A 15,699-nucleotide genomic window follows, 5' to 3' on the forward strand; every position below is an offset into this window, starting at 1 on the left:
CCTAAAGCCCCACCCAACACCGCCGATAACCTCCTACCACCAATCACCACCTGCTCCCCCACACCCGATTCGCTCCCAGCATGCCCGTATGGCACGTCGCATGCTTGCCTCACCCCGGCCCGTCCACATGGAGTACGAGTGAATGCCTGCCCAAGCCCGTTTCATCGAGCACTACCGCAAAGCCGACCGCATCATGCTCGCCCTGATCTGGCTGATGACCCTCTTCTCCCTCGGCCTGGCGTTCTGGCACGACACGCTGCTTCAAGCGCTCTTCATAGGCGGCGGCACCAGCGTGGTGCTGACCCTGGCCTATCGCGTCATCGGCGGCACCCGCCTGATGCGTTGCGCCCTTGGCGTTGGGCTGATGGTGATGGCGGCGTTGCACATCAACCAGGCCCAGGGTGTCATCGAATCGCACTTCGGTATCTTCGCGCTGCTGGCGGTGCTGACGTTCTACCGCGACTGGCTGCCTATCCTGGTGGCCGCCGTCACCATCGCGGTGCACCACGTGGTGTTTCATGCCTTGCAGCATCAGGGTTTCCCGGTGTTTGTGATGGAGCATCACGGCGGCTGGAGCATGATTTTCATCCACGCGTTCTACGTGGTGATGGAGACGGTCGCCCTGCTCTACCTCGCGGTGCACAGCCAGACCGAAGCGGTAGAAAGCCAGGAAATGCTCGAAAAAATGCTCGCCGTCACCACGCAGTTCAGCGGTGAGGCCGTCAAGGGCAGTCCGGAAAAAGTGCATGTCTCCCTTGCCACCCGTTTCGATCACTTTCTGACCCAGATCACCGGCCTGATCGACGGCGTCGCCCGCGACTCCCACGGCCTCGGCCAACTCGGTCAGGAGCTGGCTCACGCCAGCGGCACCCTGGAAAAAGGCGCGCGCCACCAACTGGCGGAAATCGCCCAGATGACCGGTTCCATGCAGCGCATGGAAGATGCCATGGGCCATATCGCCGTGCACGTGGAGCATGCCGTCGAGCACGCGGGGCAAGCCAGCCAGCAGATCATCCGTGGCCAGGAAAGCGTCGGCCGCGCCCAGCTGGAAATCACTCAACTCGCCACCCGCCTCCACGACACTAACGAGACGGTCGAAGGGCTGGCCGTGCAAGCCGAACAGATCGGCTCGGTGCTGGAGGTGATCAACAGCATCGCCAACCAGACCAACCTGCTGGCCCTCAACGCCGCCATCGAAGCCGCCCGCGCGGGTGAGCAAGGGCGCGGGTTTGCCGTGGTCGCCGATGAGGTGCGCAGCCTGGCGCAACGCACGGCGGTGTCGACCCAGGAGATCAAGACGATTATTGAAGGGTTGCAACACGGCAGCCGGCAAGCGGTTGAAGCCATGCACGACAGTCGCCAAGGCGTAGAGCGCTGCGTGGAGGACAGTCAGTTGGCGGTGGAGATGCTGCGGGCGGTGGGCAATGATATTTCGCAGATCGACCAGTTGAATGGGCGGATTGTGTCGACCACCCGTGAGCAATCCACGGCGAATGTGGAGATTGTGGGGCGGCTGCAGTCGGTGCAGAGCATTGCGCAGAATACGGCGCAGGATGTGGAGACGCTGGCCAGGAGCAGTGAGCGGTTACCGCCGATTGCGGTGCGGCTGGATGCGCTGGGGCGCCGGTTTCATCAGTGAGTGGGAGCATGGGCCGGTGCTTGATTCAGGCACTGCTTCTGACGCGGATTGTTAGTCCAGGCGTGAGCGTCGCTACGGTCAGATCGGGTTTCAATCAAATGAATCGGGCCCTTTCTGCTCCTTTATTTGGACGTGGCGTGTTCATTTTGAGCGTGGGCCGGATAACGCATAGCGGCTTGCCTCTTCCATCAAGTCATCGCACATCGGATTGGCTTTGAGCATGTACGCAGCCGGGTCGATTATCGACAAGCCAAGCGATGTCTCTTCTGTGGCAGATGCCCAAACTTCTCCCATTGGCCCGACAATCTATTTCACTGCCCTCCCAGGTGCGTAGGGGTTGATTTACCGCTACCTTCCCTGGAAATCTTGCAAAGAGACGATGCACATGGATGTTGAATGGGCGCATGCCATCGAAGCCGCAGAAAGCGAGTACTTGTGTTCCCGCGTTGAGAGCTTGTCGCAGGTTAGTGGAAATCCTTTTGGTGCTCGTGTGTTTTTCAATGGGGCCTTTCCGTGCTTTCAGGTGAAGGCAACACCTAGCCCGATGTTCAATCGTATCTACGGTGACAGCACCGGCAACCCCCATTCACTGCTGAGCTTGCTCAAGGAGTCAGCGGAGTATTCAACAGTAACGCCCCTTATCGGGAAAGCCTCGACGTTGGAGCAATTCGCTTTTGTGGGTGAGGAGCGATTCGAGCGTTTGAGGGGGTGGACGCATCTGCAGCTTGCGTGCCCCATCGAGGATGCCGTGTTGAATGCCCCATTATTCAACATCGAAGAGGCCACTTCAGACTCTCTTCCGGAGTTCGCGGCAGTTCATGCGAGTGGCTTTCATACCAAGCCAGAGCATCGTCAGTTGATGCCAGGCTTGTTTTGCAGGACTGATGTCGAATGATCGCCTGAAAATCTACGTCCTTAAAGCGGATGGGCAAGTCGTTGCAGGCGCGTTGATGTACCTGGCCACCAATGGCGTAGCCTACCTGGGCACGGCTGCCACTCGAAAAAATGCACGAGGCTTGGGCTATCATGGAGCGCTGATATCTCACCGGATAGAGCAAGCAAAGAAGCACGGCAGCCTGGTGATTGCTGCAACTGCGCTTCCAAGTTCACAGAGTCGCCGTAATTTGCAGCGCATTGGGCTGGCGGCGTCTCATGCTCAGGCGCTGTACCGCTTGGCAGATCATTGAAGTACGTCGGTATGGGAACGTTCGCTATTGGCCGGTAACGACGTTTCGTGAGGGGCCGCTAACGGCCAAAAGCAGTCTTTCAATGCTCTACAAAATTAGAGCCGATTCGCCCCATCTCAACTACCGCGCTAATTCCGGGGAGAGTGGGCATGGAAAACACGCGCTCACCCATCCGACAAAGACCGGTACGCAAAGCATGAGCCTCCAATCTGTCCGGCACCTCAAAGATGGCTGGCAAGCCAAGACCAGTGTTTACTGCCAGTCCAGAATCAAAACAGGCATTAATTCAGCTTCCTTACTGCCTTCAACAGCACTGCTACTGCTGTATATCACTGATCACAATCTGCGAACTCCCCTCGATCCTTCTGACTTCTACAGTCATGCTCCCATGCTCGCCTTTGACCAAGTAAAGGTACTGATGAAAACCTGGCTCAGTGTCACTTTTATAATATGTGAACCGCTTCAGCAATGTTAAGGAAGCTACATTGCCTACCTGAGTAGCGATCTGTTGGTTTGAGCGTAAATACTCTTCAAACGCAATATTAGCCTCATCCTTTGCCTCGTAGTACCTCAGCACAAATCCTGCGATCACGACGATCAACACTATCGCAATTAGAGGCCTGATTTTTTTGAATCTCGGGCTTTTTAAACTATGCATACCCACCCCCTAAAAATGGTTATAACCACCAAATTCTACGTTGATATTAGTACCCCAACGTCCGCCCAATTTACTGCGTTAGGATCAATAGAAAATACGACCGATGGACTGCCAAAGCGACCAACTACTTTGTTCGTGATGGCGTTGCCTATCGCCCCCTTATAGGAAATGCCTGCCGCTAGAGGGCCGACGCCTATCACCACCAAGAGGGGGCATTTGGTGAGGCTTTGAAATCAAAAGATTTTAGGTTAACAAGTGGTGAGTGATCCCTAACCAAGATAACTCCCTCGTGAAATATCACACTCGCTTGCCAGTTGAAATTTTCAAGATAGTAGACGCATAGACTGTCGCAACTTTTCATAAAAGCACATTCATTGAGGGCGATTCTTTTAATTAGATCGTCAGTTATTGGGAGTCGTTGAGTGCACCTGCCGATAATTCCGTCGGAGTAAGTTGTAACGGATATTGCATTGACTGCAGTGGGCGAATGAACGTCAAAACCCATTATGCTGTTGGCACTTGAGTCCGGATAAAGCCAAACAACCAACTCGAGTGGTGTTTGACTCGCAAATTCGGAAAGCAATTGGATTTGCCTATCAAAGCTGCTTTCTGAAATGTAAAGCACATCATCTATTTTACTTGTCATTGTCAGTATGTCGTCATCGGTCTCCATGATCGAGTATAGACGGTAACGCAATATATGTTTTACGGGGCGCATCTTTACTACTGGAATCGGTCGCCGGGGGCGAGCGGCCCCTCTTGGCCGATTGCAGCCCATCATGACGGGTAGCTTCTTGAAAACTGGCCCCCATTATCGGCCCCAATTTTTCGATGCTGATAATTGACTACTTTTCCCCGAAAAACCTCCTGGCTTGGGTCGAAGTCGTCGATACAACTACCACCGCCTCCACCACGCTTTCTGAGCAACCACCTCAGGCTTCAGCGAGGCAATCTTAGAGCCTGCAATCTTTACCGGTGCGACGTCCAGACCATCGAAGCTACCTAGACCCAGAGGGGGGCTTTCTGCTTGTAGAAAGCGAGTGGTTTCTGCTGAAGCCACTGCATGCAGTAACGACGAGGGCGTTATATTCCGACTCAAGACGTGAATGCCGCTCTCTGGGTCATGCAGACCACTTGCGTCGGTGCCTTCAACCCCATCTATCAGAAGCGGCTGGATCATGACCGTGCCAAGCTCGTAGGTGATTTCCAGATCACCGCAAACGCAACGCAGTCTTTGCAGTTCACCATTCGACGATACACACACAAAATCCAGCCCGTCGTCATCCGTGCAAAAGCTGCAAACGTGTAATTGAAGGCTTTTACTCAGCGCTAAATTCACATTCAGGAAAGCTCTCTTGAAGTAGTCGGCTAGCTGAGCATCCTTAAGCACTTTGTATATCCGCGATAGCGCTGCCAATTCTTGAGGGAGCTCAAGCGGTACATCCTTGATGGGTGGCATAGACGTAAAGGGCCATTTCCGTTCTTCGCCAGCCTTGAACGTGTCTAAGTAGAACGACGTGGCGTTTTCATCCTGGTGCAATGACCAACCAATGCTCACCGGCAACGTAGAAAGTGGTTCTAACTCCGGCTTCACATTCATCGCGTGAGCAACGACAAGGTACCCCATTGTTTAGATCCTTCAGGTACAGGGCTGAATCGCTCCAAGCATAGTCGATACTTGAGTGTGTGCTATTGGCCGATAGCATTCGCGCATGGCCGAGAGCTGACTCAAACGGCCTGAAAAATTCCGGGGACTGAAAATGGAAGAAACGCTCTCTTCGATATTTATGCACTAAAGGAAAACCCATAAATTTCAATGGAAAAACCGTCGTTGCGATCATCAACCCCGATTTTTCCTAGCCGTTTTACAAATGTTAACTCCTTCAAGTGGCTATTGGCTTTAGGCTTCGAATCACAAAGTCCGATCGGACCCAATCAGCTCTAAGACGACTCTACAACCATGAATCTGCACGCCATCGCCGCGACGCTTTTTGCGTTTTTCACGCTGCTTCCTTACTCGGTACACGCCGCAACCCCCATCGCCCATGTCGCTATCTACCGAGGCCCGGCGGGCTGCGAGGGATGTTCAGAGAATGTCAAAACAGCCCTGCTGCGCGTCCGCCCGAATGCGCAGATTGACTTTGTAGGTGCCGATGAATCGATCGACATCACGCCGCAAAGTCTCGCTCGTTATGACCTCTACGTTCAACCGGGTGGCGGTCAGGACATCCCTGCGGCGCTTGATAGTTTGGGGGATGCGCGGGTGCAGGCCATTCGTGACTTTGTCGCCCAGGGTGGGCGCTACCTGGGGCTGTGTATGGGCGCTTATCTGGCCGACGACAGCAACTTTGGCCTGATACCCTACGACCTTGATTCAGAGGCGGGCAGGCCTGGGTTTGAGGTCGCGGGCATTGCGGACGCGGCGGTGCAGGTTGTGTGGGATGGGAAAGCCGATAGCGTCTTTTATCAGGATGGGCCTTACTTCCCCAAGCCTGACGCGACCTCGCCTTCTTCAACCATTGCGACCTACCGGAATGGTGATGTGGCGGCAGCGCGTTACACCTATGAAAACGGGGTCGTGGTGCTGAGCGGCCCGCACCCAGAGGCGGATCGGGAGTGGTTCGAGAAGGCGAATATTCCCTTGAGCAAGATGCCGCGGGGTGAGCTTTTTGGGGCGTTGGTGCGCAGCATTGAGGGGCGCAACGGCGCAAAGTCACCCTGATTTGCAGCGCGCTGGACTGGCGACATCCCACGTTCAGGCGCTGGCTGGAACACCGTACCGATTGTTCCAGCCGGGGTTTCTGTTGTGCCTGACGGCCATGCAATAGGTATTGGCAAAGAACCCTGCCCTAATAGCGTTTTTCCAGTCTACAGGCACCTGTTTGATGACCCGACTCCCCCTCATATTCCTGATGGCTGCTGCAGTTACCAGTGCGAACGCCGCCGACAATGTCCCTTTGGAGCGTTCTATCAAGGACTGGATTGTCGGCTGTGATAACACGCGTGCCTGCACGGCTATCGGTGCCGTCCCGGAGCGTGACGATATCGGTATCTCGACGTTCAGCCTGCGGGTAACCCGTGAAGCCGGCCCACATGGAGACTTGCGGGTAGGCGTGTTCAGCTACACCGCCCCCCAGGGTCAGCCAACACTCGATGGCAAGCCGCTGAAAAATCGATTCGAGCCTGGCGAACTCAAAAAAGGTGAGGTATCTGAGGTGTTTGCTCTGACCGGAACGAATGCCGACGCCTTGATTGCAGAGTTGCGCAACGGGCGGGAGTTGATTTTACCCATTGAGGGCGGTACCTCCGTCGCCTCGCTAAACGGGATGAGCGCGGCGCTTTTGCTGATCGACTCGGTCCAGGGGCGCGTTGGTACACAGGGCGCACTGATTTCCAAGGGGCAGGCGCCCGCCAGCAGCGTGCCGCAAGCACCGGCCGCACCGCCGGCACCGAGTTGGCAGGCACCCGTTGCGCTAACCCCGGACAGGGCAAAAGAAGTCGCGGATGCCGTGGTGGCGGCCACGCGCAAGGAGTGGCAAGCGGATCTGAATGAAGGCGTTGCGCCAAAGGCAAACGCCTATGCCTTGAGTGCAGATCAAGCGCTGGTGATCATCGAAACCGGCTGTGGGGCATACAACTGTTTCTACAATATCTACCAGGCGCCCCTGGACCACCCTGAGCAGGCGCGCCCAGCACGGGTCGCCGAAGTGCCAAATCTGCCGGAAAGAGAGCCCAACGGCCTGGTCGATTTTGATCCGGCCACGGGTGAGCTGAGCAGCCAGGCAATGGCGATGGGCATGGGCGGTTGTGGCACTGCGCTGCGCTGGCGCTACGACGGTAACGGTTTCACGCTGACCCATGCGGCTGAAATGAACACCTGCATGGGGCTGGAGCAGGTTCATTGGCCTGTGCTGTGGCGTACCGAGGCAAGTCGCTGAAACTGTCGAATACATCAATGTGTGTGGCGAGGCGCGAGCGCCCTCGCCACACACGGGTGTGGCCCCTACCCCTTCAGGAAGCCTTCAACGCCCGCAACTCACCCTCTACACGCGCCGCGTTGCAGTAGGTGTCCAGCATTTCCAGCACTTGTTCGCCGGTGAGGACTTTACCGTTCAGTTGCAGGCCGAACAGCGTCAGGCATATCTGAGGCTCCCGGGAGCGCTTGATCTTGACGTGGGGCATCAGGGGGCCCGCAGCGTTTTTGCAGGCGGGCAATGGCGCACCCTCGCGCAATGTCAGCGTGATCCATAGCTTGATGCGGCCCTCTTTGATGTGGATATCACCGATATCCAGCAGATCGATTTCTGCATCAAGGTTGCGAAACCACAAGTGGCTATGGGTCAGGCGCATCAGGATCTCCTCGCCGGCCCGACGGTGCAGCCACACCCCGCTGAGCAAGACCAGCGCCACGATTGCAAAAATGCCTCCCATGAACGCGTTTTTGCCATCCCATGCACTCCCGCCCGCCATCACGAAAGCGAACACTGAAAAGAGCAACAGGGTGCGGCGCACCTTGCGTGGGTAGGCCAGTTCGGTGACTGCGGGAACCTCGGCCAACCACTCCTCGCGTTCCTGGATGGCCGCCTGCAACTGATCGCCAGTGTGCTGATTAAAATCCTCAGTGAGGGATTGGGCCAGGCTGGCCAGTGGATCATCAGGGTGGTTCATACCGGTACTCCATTCTTGTTGGCATCTTCAGCCGACTGCGGATCATGAGTGAGTTGACTGAACCACTGCCGGTCGTGCGCGGTGGGCGTCCGTGTTGCCTGGGCCAGCAACTGGTCGTCGAGAACCACACCCAGTTGCTGCAGGCGCACGGCAGTGGGGGGATGGGTATCGAACGGATGAGCGATCGCGTGATCCATCACCGCCTCGTTCAAGATCACCGGAGCCTGGCGAAGGTGTTCCGCTAACGCCTGGATCAAGTTGCTGTGGGTACGCTGCCCAAGCAGTTTGTTGACTTCGGCATCAAGGGCGATGACGCGCAGCAGCGCCTGGCAAAACAGCCGCTCGCCGGCAATTTGCGCCCCGACCTTATCCGCCACCAGTTCCTGCGCACGGCTCCAGTGGTGCACGGCAATCTGGAAGTGATGCAGAAAGCGCCACGTCATCCAGATCGCCGGGCGTTCGATCCAGGACGGCATGTCATCCACCGCGCTGATGTTCAGGAATTGCATGTACATCAGGCTGAACCGTGCCCCGGCTTCACTCCCGCGCTCGGTGTCGCGGCTGCTGAAGTGGCCAAGCTCATGGCCGATAATCGAGGCGGCTTCTTCCTGGCTCAGGGTCGACAGGAAAGTCAGCGGCAGGTACATCGTACGGCCCGTCAACAGTTGCCCCGAGGGTTGCAGGGCCACCTGGACACTGGTGACGAAAAACGATTGGTCGACCCCAATCACGATGTGGTCCGGCACGGGCGCGCGGGTGACGGCTGCCAGTTTTTCTATCCACTCCCATAAGGCCGGGGCGCTGGCCCGGCTGATTGAACGCCCCAGAAACCCGGATTGCGGCGTTTCCATATCCTGCCATTGCCGACGCAGGCGCCCAATCAACAGCACGCCCAGGTACAGCATCACCAGCAAGGGCACCACCACCAGCAGTATCACCATGCCGCTGTTCTGGCGGTTGCTCCAGCCCCAGCTGACTTCATACAGCAGGGCCATCGCCAGCGCCCCCACTATCAACCCGGTGTAGACCACCAGCCACTGCCCCAGCGCACGCCAGCTCAGGACCAGTCGATCATAAAGAAAGTCCCGCGAACGCAACGCGCGCCAGGCATCCAGGCGCAGTTTTACCCAGGTCGCGCAGCCCGCCAGCACGGCTGCGACCGCCAGCCAGTAACCGAGAAACGCCAAGACCTGGCGCATGTGCACCGAGCCCTGGTCGGCATCGGCCCGAGCGACCTCACGCTGCAGGTAGCCGCGCAGGCTGTCGTCCGGGAGTACCGGCGTTTTGCGCCATTGTTGCGGCAGTTGCTGCCTCAATTCATCGCTCGGGCTGGCGAGCCATTGGCGCATCACCTGCGCTTCTTCCAGGGTACTGTCGGCACGCCAGCTCTGAAGGCTGCTCCAGCCCATCAGTACCAGCGGCAGCAGCAACATCGCCAGGCCCCACGACCATCGTCTCAACAGGCTCATGGCTCAGTTCGCCTGGAGATAGTCAGTGAGAAATGCTTGCGCATTGCCCTGACTCGCCAGCGCCTCGTTATAGGCGACGGCCAGCGCTTTTGCTTCGCCTGGCAAGTACAGCTCTCCCCAGCCGTTTTGCAGAATCAGTACGACGAACTTCTGACCGTCTACCGTGGTGTAATAGCGCGTGTCCTTGCTGGTCTTCTCGACAGACATCTTTTGGATTTTCAGGTTCCAGTCGTGGTCAGCCCCTTCCACTTGCACCAGTGCCTGATTTTCGTCACGGGCCCCGATACGCAGTGTCCAGACTTTCACCCCGGCCTCACCCGAATACGCAGCGACCTTATCTGCGACTTCCGGGCGATCTTGAGCGAAGGTATTGCCCGTCATGACGGCCAGTACCATGCTTAGCACGGCAGCCCATTTGCGATAAATCAGCATACTCAGGTTCCTTGAATTTCACGGCCGACCATTGAAAGTCACCCTCGGCGATCTGCCAACCGTGCAGGCCGTTGCGCACAACAATGAGACTGCGGTTCACAACGACGAGTGACGGGGTACAATGGCGCGAACACATAAGGACATGACTCAAACCCTTCTCGATGAAACGCCAGAATCCTTATCTCGACACACACTTCTGCTTCGATCACCCGGGTCCCCTGGACCAGGCCGGCGTATTCGACGACAGCGCTCGTCAGGTTATTGGTTCTGCCATCGGCCACTACCGCGCACGGACCGTTCGGCCAGACCTGCAGTATTTCGACTGTGACTTGCAGTTCCCCGAGCCGCTGAAGATCCACAAGGTATTGCCCGACAGTGTGTGCATCGTGCAGGTGCTCGGCGGCCAGTGGCAGCATCGGGTCGACGGTGTGCTCAATGAATACACCACGGGCGCAGTCCATGTGCTGGGCCTGAGTGAGAGCATGGAAACCGTCGATCAACTGCCCGCCGGCAGTCATGCGCGCATGGCCGGGCTACGCATCGCAGGCGATTATTTGCGCGAGCTGGCCGAAGAAGACTCGGCGCTCCAGCCGTTACTCAGCCTGCTCAATGACGGCGTTCAATTTTCGGGACTGCACGGGTGCCCGGCACTGGGGCGTTTGCTGGAGCGGATATATCACTCTCCCTACCAAGGCGCCTTGGAGCGCCTTAATCAGGAAAGCCTGAGCCTGGCAGCGCTGGTGGAGCTGGCAGCCCATCTTGCCCCTCAACCTGCCAGGCCAATACCTGCGGTACGCGGTCATTCAGACCTGGCCCATGAAGCGCGGTTTCAACTGGATGCCAACCTGATCGACCCTCCCGGCACTCAAGCGCTGGCCCGTAGCCTGGGTGTGGGGGAAACCACGCTGCGCCGGGCGTTCAGTCAAATCTACGGCCAGTCGATGCTGGATTATGTGCGCCAGCAACGCATGGAGCTTGCGCGCAATCTGCTTCGTCAGCGCAAGTGGCAGGTGGCGCAGATCGCCTACCGCCTGGGCTATGCCAATCCCGCTAACTTCAACCATGCCTACAAGGCCTACTTTGGTCACCCGCCAGGTGCCGAACGCTAGAGAGCAAAGCCATGAATAGACCCCTTCCGGCCATTAGCTATCCCAATTCCCGCCCCAAAAACGGCGCAGTCCGGCTCCCCTTACTCTTCGCCACCTTCTGCGGCGTCCCGCTCACCACCACCTTCCCGCCTCTGTCCCCAGCCCCCGGCCCAATATCAATCACCCAATCACTCTGCGCCACCACACGCATTTCATGCTCCACCACAATCACCGTGTGCCCCGCCTCCACCAGATGATTCAACTGGCTCAACAACCGGTCCACATCCCGCGGATGCAGCCCGGTCGTCGGTTCATCCAGCACATACAACGTCGCGCCCCGGGCATTGCGTTGCAGCTCGGTCGCCAGCTTGATGCGCTGCGCCTCCCCGCCTGACAACTCGGTCGCCGGCTGGCCAAGGCGCAAATAACCCAAGCCAATATCCCGCAGCACTTGCAGCGAGCGCAGCACACCCGGCTCTTCAGCAAATACCTCTACCGCCTGTTCAACCGTCAGCCCCAGCACCTGGGCGATGGTCAGCCCTTCCCACTTGATTGCTAACGTTTCCGGGTTGTACCGCGCCCCGTGGCACGTCGGGCATGGCGCGTACACGCTGGGCATGAACAGCAATTCAACGCTGACAAACCCCTCGCCTTCGCAGTTCGGGCAGCGGCCTTTGGCGACGTTGAAGGAGAATTGCCCGGCGTCGTAATTCCGCTTTTTCGCCGCGGGTGTGGCGGCGAACAGTTTGCGTACGTTGTCGAACAGGCCGGTGTAGGTCGCGAGGTTGGAGCGCGGTGTGCGGCCGATGGGCTTCTGGTCCACCTGGACCAGGCGGCGGATGTGTTCCAGCCCGCCACTGATACGGCCGCCGCTGGTTTGCGGGGCGTCGTCTTCGAGGCTGGGTTCGTCTTCGGTTTCCACCACGCGGCCCAGGCCTGCGCCTACCAGTTCCAACAGCGCCTGGCTGACGAGGCTGGATTTGCCCGAGCCGGAAATGCCGGTGACGGCGGTGAAGCAGCCCAGGGGAAAGTCCACGCTGAGGTCGTTGAGGTTGTTGCGCGTGACGCCTTCCAGGCTCAGCCAGCCGGTGGGTTGGCGCGGTGGTTGGCTGACCGGGCGTTTTTCGGCGAACAGGTATTCGCGGGTTTGCGAGGCTTCGACCTGCGCCAGGCCGGCGGGTGGGCCGCTGTACAGGACCTGGCCGCCGTGCTCACCGGCAGCCGGGCCGACGTCGATCAGCCAGTCGGCGCGGCGCATGGTTTCCAGGTCGTGTTCCACCACGAACAGTGAGTTGCCGGCGGCCTTCAGGCGGTCGAGGGCGGCGAACAGGGCTTCGCCATCGGCAGGGTGCAGGCCGGCGGAAGGTTCGTCGAGCACGTAGATCACGCCGAACAGTTGCGAGCCCAGTTGGGTGGCCAGGCGCAGGCGTTGCAGTTCGCCGGAGGACAGGGTTGGTGTGCTGCGTTCCAGGGCCAGGTAGCCGAGGCCGAGGTCGGTCAGGGTGCTGACGCGTTCGAGCAGGTCCTGGGCGATGCGTTGGGCGGCCAGGCGTTTTTCCACGGAGAGCTTTTTATCGCCCTGCCCTTCGGCCACCGGTCGCAGCAGTTCGGCGAGTTGCAGCAGGGACATCTGCGACAGCTCGCCAATGTCCACGCCGGCAAATTTCACCGACAGCGCGGCCTTGTTCAGGCGTTTGCCTTCACACAGCGGGCACGGGCTGCCTTGCATGAATTGCGAAACGCGCTTTTTCATCAGGGCGCTTTGGGAGTGGGTGAAGGTGTGCAGGATATAGCGGCGGGCGCCGGTGAAGGTGCCCTGGTAGCTGGGCTCGAGTTTGCGTTTGAGGGCGTCGCGGGTTTGGGCCGGTGTGAAGCCGGCGTACACCGGTACGGTGGGGGTTTCTTCGGTGAAGAGGATCCAGTCGCGCTGCTTTTTCGGCAGGTCGCGCCACGGGATGTCGACGTCGTAGCCCAGGGTGACGAGGATGTCGCGCTGGTTCTGGCCTTGCCATGCCAACGGCCAGGACGCCACGGCGCGTTGGCGGATGGTGAGGGAAGGATCCGGCACCATCAGGGCTTCGGTCACTTCGTACACGCGGCCCAGGCCGTGGCATTGCGGGCAGGCGCCCTGGGGCAGGTTGGGGGAAAAGTCTTCGGCGTAGAGCATCGGTTGCCCCGTCGGGTAGCTGCCGGCGCGGGAGTAGAGCATGCGGATCAGGCTGGACAAGGTGGTGACGCTGCCCACTGAGGACCGTGTGCTGGGTGTGCCGCGCTGCTGTTGCAGGGCCACGGCAGGTGGCAGGCCTTCGATGGAGTCGACGTCCGGTACGCCGACCTGGTCGATCAGGCGGCGGGCGTAGGGCGCCACGGATTCGAAGTAGCGGCGCTGGGCTTCGGCGTAGACGGTGGAGAATGCCAGCGAGGACTTGCCGGAGCCTGACACGCCGGTGAACACCACCAGGGCGTCGCGGGGGATGTCCACGTCGACGTTGCGCAGGTTGTGTTCCCGTGCACCCCGCACCCGCACGAAGCCAGGGCGTTGGGAGGTGAGTGAGGTGTCTGGTGGCAGGTTGCGCTGGGAAGTCATGGGTAACCTTATCGGTGTGTTCAAGGCAGTGAAGATCAACTGTGGGAGCCGGGCTTGCCCACGATGACGGTGTGCCAGTTACCGGATGGGGTGCCTGACACTCCGCCATCGCGGGCAAGCCCGGCTCCCACAGTGGCTTGGTGTTACTGGCTGGATCTTCATTCGTCACATCATTCGGGAGGTCAGTACCGAGCGCACCCGTTGCGCCAAGTCATCCGGGCCATAGGGTTTGCTCAGCAGGTGAATGTCGTTGCCCAGCAGGTGGTTGCTGGAAAGAATGTCGCGGGTATGTCCGGAGGTAAACAGCACCGCTATCGCCGGCACTTGCCTGCGCGCCCACTCGGCCAGGTCGGTGCTTTTGACCCGGCCCGGCATCACCACGTCGGTGAAGATCAGGTCCGGTTGCAGGCCGGCCTGGAGCATCAGCATGGCCCGGTCGCCGTCTTCGGCGGTGAGCACGGTGTAGCCGGATTGTTCGAGCAATTCCACCGCGGCCGCGCGTACGCCTTCGTTGTCCTCAACCACCAGGATGGTCTCATGGCCGCCGGTGGGTTGTGTGAGCTCGACGGGCGCATCGTGGTTTTCCGGCTCTCCCAGGTTGCGCGGGAAATACATCTGCACCACGGTGCCGCTGCCCTCCACGCTCTCGACCTCAACATGCCCGCCACTTTGGCGCACGAACCCGAACACCATGCTCAGGCCCAGGCCGGTACCGTGGCCATTCGGCTTGGTGGTGAAAAACGGTTCGAAGGCCCGTGCCAGGATCGTTGGTGACATGCCGGCGCCGCTGTCGGCGACGGCCAGGCGCACATATTCACCGGGGTTGATGCTTTTACCGGCGCAATCCGGAGGGTTGAGGATGATGTTTTCGCCGGTGATCCGAATCACGCCCTCGCCTTTCATGGCATCCCGGGCGTTGATCGCCAGGTTGAGCAGTGCGTTTTCCAGTTGGTTGCGGTCGACGTTAATGCACCACGGATCCTGGGGCAGTTGCACATCAATGTGGATGGTTTCTCCCAGCGCCCGCTGCAGCAGCTCGCCCAGGCCTTCATAGATGCGCAGCGGGTTGTACACCGCCGGTGACAGCGGCTGGCGACGGGCGAAGGCCAGCAGTTGCGAGGTCAGTTTGGCCCCACGTTCCACTGCCGCGATGGCGGCGCTGACCCGGCGCTGCACCTGGGGGTTGTCCGGTTCATGCCGGGCCAGCAGGTGCAGGTTGCCGGAGACCACTTGCAGCAGGTTATTGAAGTCGTGGGCCACGCCGCCGGTCAGGCCGCCAATGGCTTCCAGCTTCTGTGATTGGCGCAACTGTTCCTCGGCGGCGGAACGGGCTTGCACCTCCGCGGCCACGCGCTGCTCCAGGTTGTGGGTGAGTTCCTGGCGCAGGCGCTCGGAGATCATATGTTCGGTGGTCTCCACTACAATCGCCAGGACCCCGGCCGGTCGTTGGTCGTCACCGGCCACGGGGCTGTAATACAGGTCCATCCAGACTTCTTCCGGGCGGCCGTCGCGCAACAGTTCCAGGGGCAGGTTGCGGTAGGACAAGGTGCCGCCAGCCAGGCAGGTGTCGACCACATTGCGGTTGAAGTCGGCGACTTCCGGCCAGCCCAGTTCCACCGGCGCACCCAGCAGATAAGGGTGGCGCCCGCCGGCAAACACCGAATAGCTGTCGTTGTAGATCATGTAACCGGCGTGCCCCCACAGCATCACCATGGGCATGGGCGACGCCAGCATCATCTGCACGGCGCTGGTCAGGCTGGAGGGCCAGGCACTCATCGGGCCGAGGTCGGTGGTGGACCAATCGAAAGCACGAATCCTCTGGGCCATTTCCCCAGCCCAACCCTCACAGCCGTGGGTATTGGATAAAAACTGCATCGGTCGGCTCTGCAAAAGATAAAAGGTGGGCGGCGATGAAAACTTTGAGCCCGGCAGTGGCGGTTGGTTTCATCGCATATTGCTTATGCCGGCAGG

The 15,699-nt window shown here is 59.3% G+C and carries 10 protein-coding genes and 1 pseudogene; 5 read left to right on the forward strand and 6 right to left on the reverse strand.

What is annotated here, in order from left to right; all coding sequences use genetic code 11:
• Positions 1 to 142 precede the first annotated feature (142 nt).
• Entirely contained in the window at positions 143 to 1,639 is a 1,497-nt protein-coding gene (locus HX873_RS31965; RefSeq protein WP_102368750.1) for a methyl-accepting chemotaxis protein, read from the forward strand.
• A gap of 385 nt (positions 1,640 to 2,024) precedes the next feature.
• Positions 2,025 to 2,826: pseudogene (locus tag HX873_RS18925) on the forward strand (GNAT family N-acetyltransferase).
• A 1,553-nt stretch (positions 2,827 to 4,379) separates the two neighbouring features.
• Here the strand turns inward: HX873_RS18925 and HX873_RS18930 are convergent.
• Positions 4,380 to 5,111: a hypothetical protein gene (locus HX873_RS18930; protein WP_177123031.1), complete on the reverse strand. Its 732-nt coding sequence runs from the start codon at positions 5,109 to 5,111 to the stop codon at positions 4,380 to 4,382.
• A 333-nt stretch (positions 5,112 to 5,444) separates the two neighbouring features.
• Here HX873_RS18930 and HX873_RS18935 point away from each other — a divergent pair, with 333 nt between their 5' ends.
• Positions 5,445 to 6,206 carry a BPL-N domain-containing protein gene (locus HX873_RS18935; protein WP_177123032.1) on the forward strand — a complete coding sequence of 254 codons (762 nt, stop codon included), beginning with the start codon at positions 5,445 to 5,447 and terminating at the stop codon, positions 6,204 to 6,206.
• Between the two features lie 163 nt (positions 6,207 to 6,369).
• On the forward strand, positions 6,370 to 7,422 hold the full coding sequence (locus tag HX873_RS18940) for a DUF1176 domain-containing protein (protein WP_177123033.1): 1,053 nt from the start codon (positions 6,370 to 6,372) through the stop codon (positions 7,420 to 7,422).
• Between the two features lie 73 nt (positions 7,423 to 7,495).
• Here HX873_RS18940 and HX873_RS18945 read toward each other — a convergent pair whose 3' ends face one another.
• From HX873_RS18945 to HX873_RS18955, 3 genes are read right to left on the reverse strand one after another with little or no spacing between them, the layout of a single operon-like run.
• Entirely contained in the window at positions 7,496 to 8,152 is a 657-nt protein-coding gene (locus HX873_RS18945; protein WP_003210505.1) for a hypothetical protein, read from the reverse strand.
• Positions 8,149 to 9,621: a M48 family metallopeptidase gene (locus tag HX873_RS18950; RefSeq protein WP_256349643.1), complete on the reverse strand. Its 1,473-nt coding sequence runs from the start codon at positions 9,619 to 9,621 to the stop codon at positions 8,149 to 8,151. Before HX873_RS18950 ends, HX873_RS18945 begins: the two co-directional genes overlap by 4 nt.
• Positions 9,622 to 9,624: 3 nt before the next feature.
• On the reverse strand, positions 9,625 to 10,053 hold the full coding sequence (locus tag HX873_RS18955; RefSeq protein WP_003210496.1) for a hypothetical protein: 429 nt from the start codon (positions 10,051 to 10,053) through the stop codon (positions 9,625 to 9,627).
• 161 nt (positions 10,054 to 10,214) lie between these two features.
• On the opposite strand from HX873_RS18955, the gene HX873_RS18960 reads away from it, so the two are divergent.
• Positions 10,215 to 11,162 carry an AraC family transcriptional regulator gene (locus HX873_RS18960; protein ID WP_087694703.1) on the forward strand — a complete coding sequence of 316 codons (948 nt, stop codon included), beginning with the start codon at positions 10,215 to 10,217 and terminating at the stop codon, positions 11,160 to 11,162.
• Between the two features lie 37 nt (positions 11,163 to 11,199).
• Here the strand turns inward: HX873_RS18960 and uvrA are convergent, their stop codons facing one another.
• Positions 11,200 to 13,728 (reverse strand): excinuclease ABC subunit UvrA, encoded by a 2,529-nt coding sequence (gene uvrA, locus HX873_RS18965; RefSeq protein ID WP_177123034.1) that lies wholly within the window; start codon positions 13,726 to 13,728, stop codon positions 11,200 to 11,202.
• Between the two features lie 165 nt (positions 13,729 to 13,893).
• Positions 13,894 to 15,603: an ATP-binding protein gene (locus HX873_RS18970; RefSeq protein WP_177123035.1), complete on the reverse strand. Its 1,710-nt coding sequence runs from the start codon at positions 15,601 to 15,603 to the stop codon at positions 13,894 to 13,896.
• Between the last annotated feature and the right edge of the window lie 96 nt (positions 15,604 to 15,699).

It is taken from the genome of Pseudomonas sp. P7758 (genome assembly GCF_013386485.1).
Classification (GTDB): Bacteria; Pseudomonadota; Gammaproteobacteria; order Pseudomonadales; family Pseudomonadaceae; genus Aquipseudomonas.